This window comes from Paracoccus sphaerophysae (genome assembly GCF_000763805.1).
GTDB classification, from domain to species: domain Bacteria; phylum Pseudomonadota; class Alphaproteobacteria; order Rhodobacterales; family Rhodobacteraceae; genus Paracoccus; species Paracoccus sphaerophysae.
Window position 1 is genome coordinate 1 of the sequence record NZ_JRKS01000062.1, and the last position, 16,732, is coordinate 16,732.

Annotated in this window: 17 protein-coding genes; 8 read left to right on the forward strand and 9 right to left on the reverse strand. The window is 70.3% G+C overall.

Features of this window, described 5'->3' with window-relative positions; genetic code table 11:
- A partial coding sequence (locus IC63_RS13735) for a DUF721 domain-containing protein (protein ID WP_036721238.1) occupies positions 1-421 on the reverse strand: 421 nt, incomplete at its 3' end.
- A 72-nt stretch (positions 422-493) separates the two neighbouring features.
- On the opposite strand from IC63_RS13735, the gene IC63_RS13740 reads away from it, so the two are divergent.
- Both IC63_RS13740 and IC63_RS13745 read left to right on the forward strand, forming a co-directional pair.
- On the forward strand, positions 494-1,561 hold the full coding sequence (locus IC63_RS13740; protein WP_052042251.1) for an A/G-specific adenine glycosylase: 1,068 nt from the start codon (positions 494-496) through the stop codon (positions 1,559-1,561).
- A 173-nt stretch (positions 1,562-1,734) separates the two neighbouring features.
- Entirely contained in the window at positions 1,735-2,112 is a 378-nt protein-coding gene (locus IC63_RS13745) for a nucleotidyl transferase family protein (protein WP_036721241.1), read from the forward strand.
- 3 nt (positions 2,113-2,115) lie between these two features.
- Here IC63_RS13745 and argF read toward each other — a convergent pair whose 3' ends face one another.
- Complete coding sequence (gene argF / locus IC63_RS13750; RefSeq protein WP_036721244.1) at positions 2,116-3,042, reverse strand: ornithine carbamoyltransferase; 927 nt, start codon at positions 3,040-3,042, stop codon at positions 2,116-2,118.
- 237 nt (positions 3,043-3,279) lie between these two features.
- Between argF and IC63_RS13755 the strand changes: the two genes are divergently transcribed.
- A complete protein-coding gene (locus IC63_RS13755; RefSeq protein WP_036721247.1) occupies positions 3,280-3,549 on the forward strand; it encodes a hypothetical protein in 270 nt (89 codons plus the stop codon).
- 1 nt (position 3,550) lies between these two features.
- Here IC63_RS13755 and rocF read toward each other — a convergent pair whose 3' ends face one another.
- Complete coding sequence (rocF, locus tag IC63_RS13760) at positions 3,551-4,471, reverse strand: arginase (RefSeq protein ID WP_036721250.1); 921 nt, start codon at positions 4,469-4,471, stop codon at positions 3,551-3,553.
- A 185-nt stretch (positions 4,472-4,656) separates the two neighbouring features.
- On the opposite strand from rocF, the gene IC63_RS13765 reads away from it, so the two are divergent.
- Positions 4,657-6,570 carry a Pycsar system effector family protein gene (locus IC63_RS13765; RefSeq protein WP_052042252.1) on the forward strand — a complete coding sequence of 638 codons (1,914 nt, stop codon included), beginning with the start codon at positions 4,657-4,659 and terminating at the stop codon, positions 6,568-6,570.
- Between the two features lie 7 nt (positions 6,571-6,577).
- Here IC63_RS13765 and metG read toward each other — a convergent pair whose 3' ends face one another.
- Entirely contained in the window at positions 6,578-8,296 is a 1,719-nt protein-coding gene (metG, locus tag IC63_RS13770; protein ID WP_036721253.1) for a methionine--tRNA ligase, read from the reverse strand.
- Between the two features lie 123 nt (positions 8,297-8,419).
- On the opposite strand from metG, the gene IC63_RS13775 reads away from it, so the two are divergent.
- Complete coding sequence (locus IC63_RS13775) at positions 8,420-8,770, forward strand: hypothetical protein (RefSeq protein ID WP_036721255.1); 351 nt, start codon at positions 8,420-8,422, stop codon at positions 8,768-8,770.
- Between the two features lie 66 nt (positions 8,771-8,836).
- On the opposite strand, the gene IC63_RS13780 is transcribed toward IC63_RS13775, so the two are convergent.
- The gene (locus IC63_RS13780) at positions 8,837-9,460 is read right to left on the reverse strand and encodes a GcrA family cell cycle regulator (protein ID WP_036721257.1); all 624 of its coding nucleotides are present in this window, start codon (positions 9,458-9,460) and stop codon (positions 8,837-8,839) included.
- Positions 9,461-9,580: 120 nt separating this feature from the next.
- Between IC63_RS13780 and IC63_RS13785 the strand changes: the two genes are divergently transcribed.
- From IC63_RS13785 to IC63_RS13795, 3 genes are all read left to right on the forward strand, one after another.
- Entirely contained in the window at positions 9,581-10,405 is an 825-nt protein-coding gene (locus tag IC63_RS13785; RefSeq protein ID WP_052042253.1) for an ABC transporter permease, read from the forward strand.
- Between the two features lie 49 nt (positions 10,406-10,454).
- Positions 10,455-10,643, forward strand: a complete 189-nt coding sequence (locus tag IC63_RS13790) for a hypothetical protein (RefSeq protein WP_036721259.1) — start codon at positions 10,455-10,457, stop codon at positions 10,641-10,643.
- A 365-nt stretch (positions 10,644-11,008) separates the two neighbouring features.
- Positions 11,009-12,178: an aspartate aminotransferase family protein gene (locus tag IC63_RS13795; protein ID WP_036721263.1), complete on the forward strand. Its 1,170-nt coding sequence runs from the start codon at positions 11,009-11,011 to the stop codon at positions 12,176-12,178.
- Positions 12,179-12,265: 87 nt separating this feature from the next.
- Here the strand turns inward: IC63_RS13795 and IC63_RS13800 are convergent, their stop codons facing one another.
- From IC63_RS13800 to IC63_RS13815, 4 genes are all read right to left on the reverse strand, one after another.
- Complete coding sequence (locus IC63_RS13800) at positions 12,266-13,171, reverse strand: carbohydrate kinase family protein (protein WP_036721265.1); 906 nt, start codon at positions 13,169-13,171, stop codon at positions 12,266-12,268.
- Positions 13,172-13,265: 94 nt separating this feature from the next.
- Entirely contained in the window at positions 13,266-14,582 is a 1,317-nt protein-coding gene (locus IC63_RS13805; RefSeq protein WP_232222620.1) for a zinc ribbon domain-containing protein, read from the reverse strand.
- A gap of 86 nt (positions 14,583-14,668) precedes the next feature.
- Positions 14,669-15,802 carry an SPFH domain-containing protein gene (locus tag IC63_RS13810; RefSeq protein ID WP_036721268.1) on the reverse strand — a complete coding sequence of 378 codons (1,134 nt, stop codon included), beginning with the start codon at positions 15,800-15,802 and terminating at the stop codon, positions 14,669-14,671.
- Between the two features lie 65 nt (positions 15,803-15,867).
- Positions 15,868-16,732, reverse strand: an 865-nt coding sequence (locus tag IC63_RS13815; RefSeq protein WP_052042254.1) for a DUF2927 domain-containing protein, incomplete at its 5' end; no start/stop codon positions are given.

Genomic DNA, 16,732 nt, shown 5'->3' on the forward strand with positions numbered 1-16,732 from the left:
CCGCCCCCCCCGCCACGCGGGGCGCCGGGCGGAACTCGGCCTGGCCCTCGGCAAAGCCCTGCGGCGCGGTCTGGGTCACCGCCACCCGGGCAATGGCGTTGAAGCCATAGACAGCGTTCACCTTGTCGCGGATGCGCGGCAGCTCCATCTGCACCAGCGGCGCGTGAGCGCCGTCGGTGAGGATGGTGAGGGTGGCGCCGAACTCCTTGCCATGCGCGACCTTGACCGGGCGGGTATGGGCGGCGGTCGCCGCGCCCACGATCTCGGGCCAGTGGGTCAGCAGCCGCGCCACCGCGAAGCCGCGCGATTCGGCGCCCTGCCGCAGCCGCGGCGCCAGCAGCGTCGCGGCAGCCTCGAACCCGCGCATCCGCCGGGAGGGCGGCGCGTCGGGGTCGGCGGAACGGGCGCGGCGTCTGGCCATGAGGCTCCGGGGAACGGCGGATCGTGCCGACCAATCTGGACCGCGGCGGCGCGGGATGCCAGACCGCGCGACATGACGACGCCCGCAAACTTGCGTGACGACCCCGGCGTGATCGCGCCGCTGCTGCTGGCGTGGTACGACCGCCACGCCCGCGACCTGCCCTGGCGGGCGCCCCCCGGCACGCCGGCGATGGACCCCTATCGCGTCTGGCTGTCGGAAATCATGCTGCAGCAGACCACGGTCGCGGCGGTGCGGTCCTATTTCGACCGCTTCACGGCGCTGTGGCCAGACGTGCAGGCCTTGGCCGCCGCCCCCGAGGCGCAGGTCATGGCCGAATGGGCGGGCCTTGGCTATTACGCCCGCGCCCGCAACCTCATCGCCTGCGCGAGAGAGGTCGTCGCGACCGGGTTCCCCGACACGCGCGAGGGGCTCGCACGCCTGCCCGGCATCGGCCCCTATACCTCGGCCGCGATCGCCGCCATCGCCTTTGACCGCGCCGAAACCGTGGTCGACGGCAATGTCGAGCGCGTCGTCGCCCGGCTGTTTTCCGTCGACACCCCGCTGCCCGCCGCCAAGCGCGAGCTGACCGCGCTGGCCGCGACCCTCACCCCGGCGCAACGGCCGGGGGATTTCGCGCAGGCGATGATGGACCTGGGCGCCACCATCTGCACCCCGCGCAGCCCCGCCTGCGGCATCTGCCCGCTAATCGAGCAATGCGCCGCCCGCGCGCAGGGCATCGCTGCGGACCTGCCCCGCCGAGCGCCGAAACCGGCCAAGCCGGTGCGGCACGGGGTGGTGTGGGTGGCCTCGTCACCGCAGGCGGTGCTGGTCGAGCGCCGCCCGGCCAGCGGACTGCTGGGCGGGACGCTGGGCTTTCCGACGACGGGCTGGGACGGATCCGACCTGCCCGCCCCCTTCGCCGCCGACTGGCAGGACGGCGGAGAGGTCCGCCACGTCTTCACCCATTTCGACCTGCGCCTGCGCATCCTCACGGCACCCCTGCCCGACGGCCGGGGCACCCCGCGCCGCGATTTCGACCCGCAGGCGCTGCCCGGGCTGATGCGCAAGGTCTGGGCGCTGGCCGGGGGCGGGACTGGCCGAGACGGTCGCTTGCCAAACACCCCACCGGGCAAATACTGATGAAAGTTAGGGAACGAACAGATGCCCGCGCCAAGGCAAGACAACGCTGTTGCACCTGCGCCCCATGGGGCGACGGCGGCGGCCAAACTCCCTCGCCACGATTCGCGTCCGGGACTGTCATCGAGAGGGCAGCGATCGACAGTTGGGCGACGCGGTTGGGAGCACTTGCGGTAGTGCAGCTGGCGGCGAGTTCTGCGGCCAAGACGCCCTTCCATCAGGCACTGCTGCACATCGTACTGCTCGCGCTGGTTATCCTGACGACCGCGCCTGTTCTGGGGGCATTTCGCAATACGATGCGGGACAAGGTCAGCCCGTGGTCGGTTAGGGCGTGGCTGGTCCCAGCAGCGTTGATCGCGGCCGCAGTAACTCCGATCGCCTTGGCGTTCCCCGACGCGATCCCCCCAATCGTCGAGTGGCTGCTCAGCGATTGGAACCGACATTGGATTTCGCTCGCGATCGCCCTGTTCGGGATGGGCACGCTGATCAAGCTGGGCGTCTGCTGGGGCGTGCATTGGGTGTGGCGGCGCATCCGCGTCTTAAGCCGCCGCTGACGCTTACACCCCCAGGCACCAGCGCATCACCGCCTTCTGCGCGTGCAGCCGGTTTTCGGCCTCGTCCCAGATCACCGATTGCGGGCCGTCCATGACCTCGCTGGTGACCTCGTCCTCGCGATGCGCGGGCAGGCAGTGCATGAACAGCGCGTCGGGGTTCGCCTCCGCCATCAGCGCAGCGTTGACCTGATAGCCGCGCAGCTGGTTGTGGCGCCGTTCGCGCGCCGATTGCGGGTCGTGCATCGACACCCAGGTGTCGGTCACGATCAGGTCGGCGCCCCGGACGGCGCGGGCCGGGTCACGCTCGATCTCGGCCTTGACGCCCTGGGCGCGGGCAAAGTCTATCCATTCCGGCTCGGGGTCCAGCGGCGGCGGGCCGGTGAAGGTGAAGTCGAACCCGAACTGCCCCGCCGCCTGGATCAGCGAGGCGCAGACGTTGTTGCCGTCGCCGGACCACACCACCTTGCGCCCGGCGATCGGGCCGCGATGTTCCTCGTAGGTCATCACGTCGGCCATGATCTGGCAGGGATGGGTGCGGTTGGTCAGCCCGTTGATGACCGGCACGGTGGCGTGTTCGGCCATCTCGAGCAGCGTCGCTTCCTCGAAGGTGCGGATCATGATGAGATCGACATAGCGGCTCAGCACCCGGGCGGTGTCGGCGATGGTCTCGCCGTGGCCCAGCTGCATCTCCTTGCCCGACAACACCATCGTCTGCCCGCCCATCTGCCGCACGCCGAGGTCGAAGCTGACCCGGGTGCGCGTCGAGGGCTTTTCGAAGATCAGCGCCACCATTCGGTTCTTCAGCGGCTGGTCGGCGTCGGGGGTGCCCTTGGTGGCGCCGTTGCGGGCGTCCTTCATCGCGCGGGCGCTGTCGATGATCGCCCGCAGGTCGGATTTCGAGGTCGTGTGAATGTCGAGAAAGCTGGTCATTGAACGGTCCTGTGGCAGACGAAACGGGCGGCGACGGCGCACGGCGCTCGTCGATAGGCGCGCTGCGCGCGTTCGGCGGCCGCGGCCGCAGCAGGACAGGGAATGGCGAAATCGCCGGCAGGGACGGGCGGGACGGCTGGTATCCACATGATCGCGGCATCTCACCGGGTGCGGCCGGGGCGGTCAAGCCGGAAAAGCGCCTTTACAGCACGCGGCCCCGCCGCCTAGCTGGGAAACATGTCCGACTTCACCTTCTCGATCGTCGGCGGGATTGCGTGGTCGGTCCTGCTGGCACTCACGTCGCTGCTTCTGCCCCGCGCCCGGGCGTTGTGGTTTCTGAACGGCGTCGCCCTGTGGGGCATCCTGATCTCGGTCGGTCTGAACATCGCGGCCCGGCTCGACGGCGATATCGCAGGCTATTTCTATGTCCTGATGGCCCTGCAGTTCGAGATCGTCGGCGCGGCCGCGCTTGTCCTGCGTCTGATCGTCCGCCGGCGGATCGACTGAGTCACCCCGACCGCGTCGGCCGGTCGAACACCTTGCGCCCCATCAGCGAGCCGACGAGGTCGACCATCATCCGCGCCGTGCGGCCGCGTTCGTCCAGGAACGGGTTCAGCTCGACCAGATCCAGCGAGGTCATCAGCCCGCTTTCGTGGATCAGCTCGCAGACCAGATGGGCCTCGCGGAAGGTCGCGCCGCCGGGCACGGTGGTCCCCACCGCGGGCGCCACCGAGGGATCGAGGAAATCGACGTCCAGCGAGACGTGCAGCATCCCCCCCGCCGCCGCCACCCGGTCGAGGAACGCCCGCATCGGCACCGCGAATCCGTATTCGTCCAGCACCCGCATGTCGTTGACGGTGATCTCGGTTTCCGCCAGCGCCGCGTGTTCGGCCGGATCGACCGAGCGGATGCCGAAGAGGCAGATATTCGCCTCGGGCACCGGCGCCGGAAAGGGCGGGAAGGCGTCGAAGCCCGCCCGCCCGGCGAGATAGCCCAGCGGGGTGCCGTGGAGGTTGCCGGATTCGGTCGTCTCGACGCTGTGGATGTCGGAATGGGCGTCGAGCCACAGCACGAAAAGCGGCCGCCCGGCCTCGGCCGCGTGCGCCGCGACCCCGGCGACCGAGCCCAGCGACAGCGAGTGATCGCCGCCGAGGAAGATCGGCATCCCCGCCCGGCAGGCGTCGCGCGCCGCGGCGGACAGGGCGCGGGTCCAGCCCAGCGTCTCGGGCAGGTGATGGACGGCGGGGTTGGCCGAAGCCTCGGAGCCCAGCGCGCCGGGGGCCAGGTCGCCGCGGTCCTCGACCGAGTGGCCCAGGGCGGCCAGCGTCTCGGCCAGCCGGGCCACGCGATAGGCGGCGGGGCCCATCAGGCAGCCGGGCCGCGCCTGGCCGCTGTCCACCGGCGCGCCGATCAGGATGCAATGTGTCATGGATGCCCGCGCGGTTGATGCTGCGGCGAAAGCGTAGCCGGCGAGGGCGCGCTTGGCCAGCCGGCGAACCGCCGCCCGCAGCCAAAGGCGCGCGGAACCTTTCCGGCGAGGCGGTCATTGCGCCAAGGGTCCCGTCGATCCGCACCGGGCCCGGGCCGGGCCGCCTTGCAGGGGGAACCCACGCCATGACGCCAGCCGATGACGCCACCCGCGACCCCGCCCGCGATCCCGGCACCGATCCCGGCACCGATCCCGCCAGCGATCCCGCGGCCGATCCTGCCGCGCACGTTGACCAGGCGGCGCTGGCCGGGAATGGGGGGACCGCGGAAACTGATGCGAGCCGGATCCGCAAGCAGAAAAAGAAGAAGAAGGCCGCGCGGGATGCCGCGCCCGCCGCCCCTCTGCCTGCCTCCGCGCTGCCTGCCGCGCCGCTCGCCGCTGGCGCGCCGTCGGACGATTCTGCCGTGCCGCCCCTCGCGGGGCCCGCCGAGACCAAGCGGCGCAAGGACAAGGCCAAGCCCCCCGCGCCCGAGCCGGACGAGGGCAGGCCGCTGGGCACCACCAAGGCGGTCGAGACGATGTTCCGCAACGCCGTGCGGGCCGAGCTCGACATCATCGCGCTGGCCGCCACCAAGGCCAACATCATGATCTCGCTGAACGGGTTCATCATCTCGGCGCTGATGATCTCGGGCGCGTTCCTGTTCAATTCCTCGCCCGGCTTCCTGCTGCCGGCGGGGGTGTTCATGCTGACCTCGGCGGCCTCGATCATCTTCGCGCTGCTGGCGGCGTCGCCGGAACGGGCCGACCTGCTCGCCTCGGGGTGGGACTGGCTGCGCGACGTGATCGCCCGCCGGGCGCGGCTGCGCGACCTGCGGTCCTATGTCATGCGGGGCCGCGCCCCGGCCGAGGGCCAGCCGTTGAACCTGCTGATCTACGAGGACCGCGTCCAGCTGAGCCGGTCCGAATTCTGGGACCGGATGCAAACGCTGCTGCGAGACCGCGACGACATCTATCGTCAGATGACCGACCAGCTGTACTGGCTGGGCCAGATGGCGAACCACAAATTCAAGCTGCTGAACGTGTCCTACACGGTGTTCCGCTGGGGGCTGCTAGCGTCGGTCCTGACCTTCATCCTGGTCCGGTCCACCTTTGCCGTGTTCCCGTCGCTGTCCGGCGAACAGCCGGTGCGGCTGCAGAATCTGGGCATCGCCGAGTTCAGCGACATCTACGAGCCCTCGGCCGTCCAGCAGATGCCCGACGGCCGCATCCTGGTGGTCGAGGACGAGGCCAAGCGCGCCGTCAGCGTCATGACGGTGGCCGAGGACGGCAGCCTGGTCGAGGACAGCGCCGCCGATTTGCGCCTGACCCGCGCCTTCGGCCGCAAGCTGTCCGACCTCGAGGGGCTCACGATCGACCAGGCCGAGAACGTCTATGCGATCACCTCGCATTCCACCAACGCCAAGGGCACGCGCGAGCCGGACCGCGAACAGCTGCTACGGTTCCGCATCCGCGGCAGCAACGTCGGCGACATCGCCAGCGTGACGAACCTGCGCGACGCCCTGGTTGGCGATCAGGCCCTGGCCGAGGCGCTGCGGGCGGCCGCGGGCGGCCCGGTCGAGATGGACAAGCTGAACATCGAGGGGCTGGCCTATCACCAGCAGACCGGCCAGCTGCTGCTGGGCCTGCGCGCCCCCAAGGCGGGCGATCGGTCGATCATCGTGCCGGTGCTGAACCCCGGCGCGATGTTCGACGATGCCGCGCCGCCGCGTTTCGGCGCGCCGATCCTGCTGAACCTGCAGGATGGCGGCATCCGTGCGCTGAGCTTCGACCCGATCCTGGGCGCGTTCCTGATCGTCAACGAGATCGAGGGGGACGACGACAACAAGGTCTCGCAGCTGTGGAGCTGGAGCGGCGATCCCGCCGTCGCCCCCCAGCCCATCGCGCTGCCCGAGATCATCAACCTCAACAACGTGGAATCGATCGACTCGGTGATGGTCCACGGCGAGCCGCGCCTGCTGATCATGAGCGACGAGGGCGACCCCGCGAAGGATCGCCCGGCGAAATACATGATGCTGGATTACGCCCAGCTGGGCCGCTGAGGCCGGCCTAGCTGCGCACGCCCTTGAACCGGTCCTGCCAGTCCGCGCGGGCCTCGTCGGTGATCTTGGCGAACAGCACCTCGGGGACGTCGAAGCCGTGGCCGGCGGGCAGGGCCGACAGCGCCGCGGTGACGTCGTCGGGCCAGCTGCGGTCGTCGGTCCGCATCGCGGCCAGCATCGCGTCCGCCGCGAAGGGGATGAAGGGCGCCGACAGCACCGCATAAAGCCGGATCAGGTTCAGCCCAAGCCGGACCTGCATCGCCGCCTTCACGGGATCGGTCTTGAAGGTCGACCACGGCGCCGCGGATTGCAGGTATTCGTTGCCCAGCACCCAGATCGCGCGCAACTCGGCCGCGGCCTTGCGGACCTCGATGGCGTCCATGTGGGTCTCGTAGGTGCGGATGCGGGTGGCCAGCGCCTCGATCAGCGCGGTTTCCTCGGGGCCGTAGGCGCCGCCCTCGGGGATGGTCTCGCCGAATTTCGCGCGGCAGAACTTGGTGATCCGGCTGACGAAGTTGCCCAGCACGTCGGCCAGGTCCTTGTTCACGCTCGCCTGGAAATTCTCCCAGGTGAATTCGCTGTCCGAGGATTCCGGCGCGTGGCTCAGCAGCCACCAGCGCCAGTAATCGGCCGGCAGGATCGACAGCGCCTGGTCCATGAACACCCCGCGCCCCTGCGAGGTGGAGAACTGCCCGCCGTCATAATTGAGGTAGTTGAAGGACTTGATGTAGTCCACGAGCTTCCACGGCTCGCCCGACCCGATGATCGTGGCCGGGAAGCTGAGGGTGTGGAAGGGCACGTTGTCCTTGCCCATGAACTGGGTGTAGGTCACGTCGCCCGCACCCTCGTCGGTGCGCCACCAACGGCGCCAGGCGGCGTCGGGCTGGCCGCTGGCGTCGGTCAGCTCTTTCGTCGCGGCGATGTATTCGATGGGCGCGTCGAACCAGACATAGAAGACCTTGCCCTCCATCCCCGGCCAGGGCTGGTCGCCCTTCCTGACCGGCACCCCCCAGTCGAGATCGCGGGTGATGCCGCGGTCCTGCAACCCCTCGCCGTCGTTCAGCCACTTCCGCGCGATCGAGGTGGTCAGGATCGGCCAGTCGGTCTTGCTGTCGATCCACGCCGCGAGCTGGTCCTTCAGCGCCGACTGGCGCAGATACAGGTGGCGCGTCTCGCGCACCTCAAGGTCGGTCGACCCCGAGATCGCGCTGCGCGGGTCGATCAGGTCGGTCGGGTCCAGTTGCTTGGTGCAGTTCTCGCACTGGTCGCCCCGGGCCTTGTCATAGCCGCAGTTCGGGCAGGTGCCCTCGATATAGCGGTCGGGCAGGAAGCGGCCGTCGGCGTTGGAATAGACCTGCCGCTCGCTGACCTCGGCGATCAGGCCGTTTTCGGCCAGCTTGCCGGCGAAATGCTGGGTGAGCGCGTGGTTCTGCGGGCTCGACGAGCGGCCGAAATGGTCGAAGGACAGCCCGAAGCCGCGGGCGATGTCGGCCTGCACCGCGTGCATTTCGGCGCAGAACACCTCCACCGGCTGGCCGGCCTTGGCCGCGGCGAGTTCCGCGGGGGTGCCGTGTTCGTCGGTGGCGCAGATGAACATCACCTCGTTGCCGCGGGCGCGCTGATAGCGGGCGAACAGATCCGCGGGCAGCTGGCTGCCGACCAGGTTCCCCAGGTGCTTGATGCCGTTGATATAGGGGATGGCCGAGGTGATGAGATGGCGGGTCATGGGGCGGGTCCTTTGGCTTGCCCGCTGTGTAGCGGGCGGGCGGGGAAAGGAAAAGCCGGGCGCGGGTCAGGGAAGCTTTAACCTCTGTCGGGTATTCCGGGGGCGACAGATGAAGGAGGCCACATGATTCGACTGGTTCTGACCGCGGCGATGGCTGCGGCACTGATGGCGGCGACGGCGGCATCCGCGGCCGACGTCTATCACGTGGACGGCGAGGCCGGCGCCTGTGCGCTGGGCGTCGGCGCTCCGGGCATCATCGCCGTGGGGCCGGGGTCGCTGTCGGTCAGCGAAACGCAGTATGAGCGGGTCGGTCAGCGCAAGGCCGGCGGCGATGGCTGGCAGACGGCCGCGTGGCGCTGCATGTCCGAGAGCGAGCCCTGCGGCGACGTCAAGCTGGCGCTGCGGATCACGCCCGCAATGATCGCGATCAAGACCCCGGACGGGGTGATCGAGGGCCGGCGCTGCCCCAGATAAGGGGTGGCTGACCGATTGCGGCGTCCGACATAGCGGCGGCGGTCGCCGCGGGTTGCGGCCGCGGCCTTAGCGGCGACGGTCGCGGCGGGCGCTCATCGGCTGGAAGGCGACGCCGACATGGGCCTCGCAATAGGGCTTGCCCGCCTGCGCGGGCAGGCCGCAGAACCAGAACTTCTCGGTCGCTGGATCGCCGATCGGCCATTTGCAGGTGCGCTCGGTCAGCTCCATCAGGGTGAGCTTGCGGGCACGCTTCTCGACCTCGCGGACCGAGGCCAGCGCCTCGGGCGAGATCTCGTTGGCCGAGGGCTGCGGCGGCAGCGGCTGGCCGGCCGGCACGATCGGGCGGCGCGGAATGAAGACCGGCTGCGGCGCGGGTTCGGGCTCGGCGGTGGCGGTCTCGGGTTCGGGCGTGGCGGCGGGCGGCTCGGCCTTGACGGCGCGGGCCGGGCGGTCCGTCGCCGGGGCGGCCGCGGCCGCGGCGGCGGCGGGCGCGGGTTCCGGCGCCGGGGCGACCGGGGCCGCGGCGGCGGCTTCCTCGCCCTCGACCCGGTTCGACAGGCCCAGACGGTGGACCTTGCCGATCACCGCGTTGCGGGTGACGCCGCCCAGTTCCTTGGCGATCTGGCTGGCGGACTGGCCTTCGCCCCACATGCGTTTCAGCGTCTCGACGCGGTCGTCGGTCCAGGACATCGGTGGGTCTCTCCTTGCGGAACGGATGGGGGCGGGGCTTGCGCGGGGCGCGCCCGAAAGGTCTAAGCGGGATGACTGGACCTAGCGCCAGTTCCCCCCGAATTCAAGGACGGCCGGGCGATGAGCACTCCGACGATCAGCACCACGCGCGACTATGCAACGGCCCCGATCCGCCGCTTTGGCCGCATCAACTGGCTGGGGCTGCGCACCCTCGTCACCCGCGAGATCATGCGCTTCATGGCGGTCTGGCAGCAGACCATCTTTGCGCCGCTGATGACGGCCGGGCTGTTCGTGACCGTGTTCGCGCTGGCCCTGGGCGAGGGGCGGACGGTGATGGGGCTGCCCTACCTGGCCTTCATCGGGCCCGGCATCCTGATGATGACGGTGATCCAGAACGCCTTCGCCAACTCGTCCTCGTCGATCATCTCGGCCAAGATGCAGGGCAACATCGTCGACACGCTGATGCCGCCCTTGTCGGCCGGAGAGATCCTGACCGGCTATCTGCTCGGCAGCCTCGCCCGCGCGCTGATCGTGGCGCTGGTGATCGTCACCGGCATGGCGCTGGTGCTGGGGCAGGCGCCGGCGCATCCGCTGTGGGCGCTGGCCTTCGTCGTGCTGGGCGCGCTGATGCTGGGCGGGCTGGGGGTGATCGGCGGCATCTTCGCGCAGAAATTCGACCAGATGGCGGCGATCACCAACTTCATCGTGACCCCGCTGAGCTTCCTCTCGGGTACCTTCTATTCCGTCGAGACCCTGCCCGAGCCGTTCCGCACCCTGTCGCACTGGAACCCGATCTTCTACCTGATCGACGGCGCCCGCTGGGGCTTTGCCGGGGTCAGCGACGCCCCGCCGCTGCGCGGCCTCGGGGTCTGCGCGGTGGTGGTGGCGCTGATCGTGTTCATCGCCTGGCGCTGGCTGCGGTCGGGTTATCGCATGAAGGCTTGATGCGCGATCCGATCGCGGCGCGGCCTGGATCGGTGCCAGCTCGACCCAGATGGCGCAGATCATCGCCTGGCCGGACGGCCCTGACCCGGTGCTGCGGATGCGTGCCGCCGATGCGGCCCAGCTTGCTATCCCCGGCTGCTGGCGCCGCATGAGCCAATCCTGCGGCAGCTTGCCGCTCGTGCCGAGCAGCGGGAGCTGCGCTGGCACCTGGCGCAGATGGCGGCGCGGCTCGATCTGACCGAGGCCGGGCGGCGGGCCTGGACGGCCTGCCTCTGGGGCTGGCTCGAGGATCGCTCGGTGATCGTCCCGGTCAGCGCGCTCACGACGCTGGCGGCCTGGGCGGACGAAGTTCCAGGGCTTCGGGCCCGGCTGGAGCCGGGTGATGCGGCAGCTGGCGGCGCAGCGGACCGCAGCCGCGCGCGCCCGTGTCGGCGCCCTCTCCGGATCGGGCGTTGAAGCGGGACGCGGCCCGCTGTAACGCTGCGTCCATGACGACGATTCGCGCGATCCTGCGACGCTGATGCGTCCCGACATCCCGGCCCGCGCGGCCGGGCCGTATCCGTTCGCCGTCACACTCTCATGCAGCACCAAGGGGACCGACCCATGATCGACGCCGTCCTGCCGACCTATAACCGCGCGCCCATCGCCTTCGAGCGGGGAGAGGGGGCGTGGGCGATCGCCACGGACGGCACCCGATATCTGGACCTGGGCGCGGGGATCGCGGTCAACGCGCTGGGCCACGCCAACCCCGATCTCGTCGCGGCGCTGACCGAGCAGGCGGGGCGCATCTGGCACGTCTCGAACCTGTACCAGATCCCGCAGCAGCAGCGCCTGGCCGAGATGCTGGTGGACAAGACCTTCGCCGACACGGTGTTCGTGACCAACTCGGGCACCGAGGCGGCGGAACTGGCGATCAAGATGGTACGCCATTACTGGTCCGACCGCGGCCAGCCCGAGCGGATCGAGATCCTGACCTTCGAGGGGGCGTTCCACGGGCGGTCCACCGGCGCCATCGCGGCGGCGGGGTCCGAGAAGATGGTCAAGAGCTTCGGCCCGCTGATGCCCGGTTTCCGCACCCTGCCCTGGGGGGACATGGAGGCGCTGAAGGCCGCGATGTCGGACAGGACCGCCGCGGTGATGTTCGAGCCGGTGCAGGGCGAGGGCGGCATCCGGCCGATGGCCGACGCCGACATGCGCGCGATCCGGGCGATGTGCGACCAGACCGGCGCGCTGATGGTGCTGGACGAGGTGCAATGCGGCATGGGCCGCACCGGCCGGCTGTTCGCGCATGAATGGGCCGGCGTCACCCCCGACATCATGATGGTCGCCAAGGGCATCGGCGGCGGCTTTCCGCTGGGCGCCGTGCTGGCGACCGAGGCCGCCGCCGCAGGCATGGTCGCGGGCACCCACGGATCGACCTATGGCGGCAACCCGCTGGCCTGCGCGGTTGGCAGCCGCGTCATGGAAATCATCGCCGAGGACGGCTTCCTTGCCGAGGTGAACCGCAAGGGCGCGCTGCTGCGCCAGAAGCTGGAAGGGCTGGTCGCGGCGCATCCCGAGGTCTTCGAGGGCGTGCGCGGGTCGGGGCTGATGCTGGGGCTGAAATGCCGCGTGGCGCCGGCCGAACTCGTCAAGGCGGGCTATGCCGAGCATATCCTCACCGTGCCGGCGGCCGATGACGTGGTGCGACTGCTGCCGCCGCTGAACATCACCGACGAAGAGATCGGCGAGGCGGTGGCGCGGCTGGACCGGGCGGCGGGGCGGCTGGCCTGAGGGTTTGCTGGGCGGCTGCTGAGGGGCTTTGCCCCTCGCGCGTGCCGCGCTCACCCCAGGATATTTGGGCAAAGAAGAAAGCCCGGCTCAGGTCAGCTCGTGAGCCCAGGGCGGGTCGGCGCCGGGGCGCGAGACGGTGACGGCGGCGGCGCGGGCGGCGTGGGTCAGGGCGGCGGTCAGGGTCGGCTCGTCCAGTCGGTCGAGGCGGGCGAGTGCCTCGGCCCGGTGCAGGGCGTCGAGGATGCCGGCGTTGAAGGTGTCGCCGGCGCCGATGGTGTCGGCGACCTCGACCCGGAACGCGGGGGCGGTCAGGCGGTGGTCGCGCGTGTGGGCGATGGCGCCGTCGGCGCCGCCGGTCTGCAGGACTAGACGCGGGCCGCGATCCAGCAGGGCGCGGGCGGCGGTTTCCGGCGGCTGATCGGGGCTGAGCCAGGCAAGGTCGTCGCCCGAGATCTTGACGATCGCGGCATGGCCGATCAGCCGGTCGAGCCGGGCGCGATATTCGGTCTCGTCGGGGATAAAGAACGGGCGGATGTTGGGGTCGAGCATCACAGGAAGACCGGCCGCGGCGGCGCGGGCGGCCAGCGTCGCGATGGTCGCGCCGCAGGGGTCGGGGACGAGGCTGATGCCGCCGATGAACAGCGCGGACTGGTCCGGCGTCAGCGGCGGCAGGTCGGTTTCGGCGAACAGACGGCCCGCCGAGCCCTCGTCATAGAAGGAATAGCGCGCCTCGCCCCCGGTCAGCGTCACCACCGCCAGCGTCGTCAGCCGGTCGGTGCGCGGGCAGGCGCCGGTGTCCACCCCGGCCTCGGCCAGCGGGCGCAGCAGCATCTCTCCGAACGGGTCGCGCGAGATCGGCCACAGATAGCGCACCGGCGCGCCCAGCCGCCCCAGCGCCAGGGCCGTGTTCCAGACCGAGCCGCCCGCGAGCGGGCGATAGAACCCGTCCCGGGGCACCATGTCGATCAGCGATTCGCCTGCACAGAGGATCATTGCGCGCGTCCTTGCCGCCGGGTGTCGAGGTCGCGGCTTAGCGCAAAGGTCGGGCGCGGGTAAGGGCCGCGGCCAGGGGTCTTGCGAGAAAGGGTCAGTAGCCGCGGATCACGTAGCCGCCGCCGGGGGACAGGCCGCCGGGCAGGCCGTAGTCGCGCGGCAGCTCGATCGTGGGCGCGAAGCCTCCGGTGCCGCCGACCTGGATATAGCCGCTTTCGTTGGCGAGCCACAGGAAAGCCGCCAGCGCGATCAGCCCGAGGATCACCGCGAAGGCGATCTTCCACGCCGAATAGGGCCGGTCGCCCTGCACCCGCCCGGACTGGCCGTTGACCACGAAGCGATAGGACTTGCCGTTGTATTTGTAGGCCGCGAGCCAGACCGGCAGCAGGATGTGCTTGAAGGTCTCGGCCGCATATTCGGTGTCCAGCGCCTGGATCTGCTGGGCGTCGCCGCCGATGGCGCGGCGGGCGTCCATGGCGATGACTCCGGCCATTTCCTGGCGGGCGACGTTGTGGCCGTCGGCCAGCGGGACGGTGTAGGTCTCGGACTGGAAGCCGGCGATATATCGCGGGTCGTAATCGGCCAGGTGCGACAGGTCCCACGGCGCCAGCGCGTCGGTGAAGCGCCGGGGCAGGGCCGAGGAGGCCAGCACCAGCACGTCGTCAAAGCTGCGCGCGATCCGGCCCGCCACCGGCGTCCAGCGGGTGCGCATCACCTGCTTGGGCACCTGCTGCATCCGGCCGTTCACGTTCCGGGTGACATGGACGGTTTCGAAATAATGATCTCCGCGCAGGCCTTGATAGGCGCTGCGCGTGTCGGCGTCGAAGGTCCAGAAGGGCGAATAGACCCCCTGCATCCGCCGGTTGCGCCGGGCATACTGGGTCAGCCCCGAGGGCGCGAACCACAGCCCGCGCAGCCAGTCATCCAGCGCCGAGCGGGCCTGGTCCTCGGTCAGCACGAAGGGTAGCACGCCCTGCGGTTTCAGCATCCGCGAGGCGCCGGTGTCGGTCACCACGGGGGTCGCGCAGAACGGGCAGCGGTCGGCGTGCGAGCTGCCCGTCGTCTCGATCCGGGCGCCGCAATTGGGGCACGAGACGGTGCGGACGGTCTCGGTCAGGTCCGAGGAGAGGTCGATCCGCAGCCCCTCGGCCAGCGGGATTTCCACCAGCAGGGGCGACTTGTGGCCGGCGTCCCACTGGATCGCGCGGCCGGTGCCCGGATCGCGCAGCAGCACGTCCTGCCCCTCCGGCCCGCCCTGATGCTGGCGGGCGGGGGCGCGGCCGGCGCCGGGCGAGATGGTCTGGACATGGCCGCAATAGGGGCAGGTCAGCGCATTCTGGCCGGGCGCGAATTCAAGGCTCGCGCCGCAGTTCTGGCAGGGATAGCGGTGTTCGATCGGGGGGGTGGGCATCAGGCATCGCCGCAGGAAAGCGCGGGGAATCGGGGGCCAGCCCCCGGACCCCCGGGATATTTGAGACCGCCCGAGCTGGCCGCGGATCACCGCTGCGGCAGGGGCGGGGGCAGCATGGGGAAGAGCTGGGCGAGGGCGGGCACCTCGTCGGCCTCTTTCCAGCCGTCCTGGCCGGGGGGCCAGACCAGCGTGTCGCGGGTGAAGCGGCCCTCGTTCATCAGCCGGCCCAGATCGGCCTTGCCGAAGGGGCCGCTGGCGGCGCCGTCGAGCGCCACGTGCCAGATCGCGTCGCCGCCGCCGGGGCCGGCGATCATGCCGGGCTGCGGCTGGGAGCTGAGCTGGGGCGGCTGTTGCGCCGGCACCTGCCCCCACGGCCCGCGCTGGGCGGCCATGCCCATCCCCAGCGCCGCACCCATGCCGGCGCCGAGCCCCGCGCCCATGCCGCCGTCGCGGCCAGAGGCGTTCAGCATCGCCTCGGACTGGGCATACTGGCCGAAGCGGTTGAGGTCGCCGACGATCCCGATCGAGGTGCGCTTGTCGAGCATCTTCTCGACCTCGTCGGGCAGGCTGATGTTTTCAATGTAGAATTCGGGCAGGGTCAGGCCGTATTGCGCCACCGTGGGCTGGATCGCCTTGGCGACCATCTGGCCCAGCTGCTGGGTGTTGGCGGCCATGTCCAGCACCGGGATGCCGGAGGAGGCGATCAGGCGCGAAAACTCCTGCACGATCACGTTGCGCAGCTGATAGGCGATCTCGTCGGCGGTGAATTCGCCGTCAGTGCCCACGATCTCGCGCATGAAGGCGGCGGGGTCGGTCACGCGCATCGAGTAGGTGCCGAAGGCGCGCAGCCGCACCGGGCCAAATTCCGGGTCGCGGGCGATGATCGGGTTGCGGGTGCCCCATTTCAGGTCGTTGAACCGCGTCGTGTTGACGAAGTAGATCTCGGACTTGAAGGGCGAGCGGAAGCCGTGGTCCCAGTGCTGGAGCCGGGTCAGGATCGGCATGTTGTTCGTCTCGAGCATGTAGAGCCCGGGGCCGAACACGTCGGCCAGCTGGCCCTCGTGGACGAAGACGGCGGCCTGGCCTTCGCGCACGGTCAGCTTGGCGCCGTACTTGATTGCCCGGCCGCGAGTTTCGTAACGCCAGACCATCGTGTCGCGGGTGTCGTCCACCCATTCGATCACGTCGATGAATTCGCCGGTCAGGAAGTCGAGGACCATGGTTCCCTCCTGTTGAGGTTGGACCAACGCGCCGGGGCCGGCAGCGTTCCGGGCGCAGGGCGTTGTTATCGCACCAGCTCTGCCGCGATCCGGTCGATGATCGGCCGCGCCTCGGTTTCGGTCATGCCGGGGCGCAGGCGGGGGTCGTAGAGCATCTTGAGCAGCAGCTCGTCCTGGGTGGTGAGGAAGGCGAATTCCTCGTCGTCGTTGAAGATCGAGGGGCGGGCGTCGGGGCTGTCGTTGGCGAGGCCCATGCCCTGGGCCAGTTCCTCGTGCACGCAGCTGGTGCGCAGCGGCTCGGGCAGTTCGGCGCGGATCACGGCGACGGCGTTGGAATAGGCGCGACCGGCGCCCGGCGAGTAGGCGAAGACGGTGCAGTAGTTCTGCGGCGACAGGTTCTCGATCGCGTGCAGGTCGGATTGCGGGATGCCGGGGATCAGCCGCGCCACGCGCGGGCCGATGGCGCGGCGTTCATCCTCGTTCACGATCAGCACGACGAAGTTGCCGCCGTCGCCCCCCAGCGCGACCGGGTGGCCGGTGACCCGCGACAGGCGGGCGGCGAAGTCGCCGATCACGGCGCGGTCACGCGCGCGGGTGGCGTCGGGGACCGAGTCGCCGAATTCGACGCTCAGCCGCACCGGCTGGTCCCAGCGGCGCAGCGGCGCGGGATGGGCGTCGGGGACCAGCCGGCCGGCGGTCATCTGGTATTCGTCGCGCAGCGCGATCTGGACGAAGTTCCGGGCGAGCGTCGCCGCCGAAGGGCGCGCCGGGCCGCCGCCATCGGTGCGCAGCAGCCCGCGGGCCAGCAGCGTGTCCTGGATGCCCTGCAGATACTGGGTCATCGTCTGGCTGGCGGCGCTGGGCGGGGTCGGGGCGGGTGTCGCCTCGTCTGCCGCGCGGCGCGCCGCGGGGCGCGCGGTCGTGTGGGGG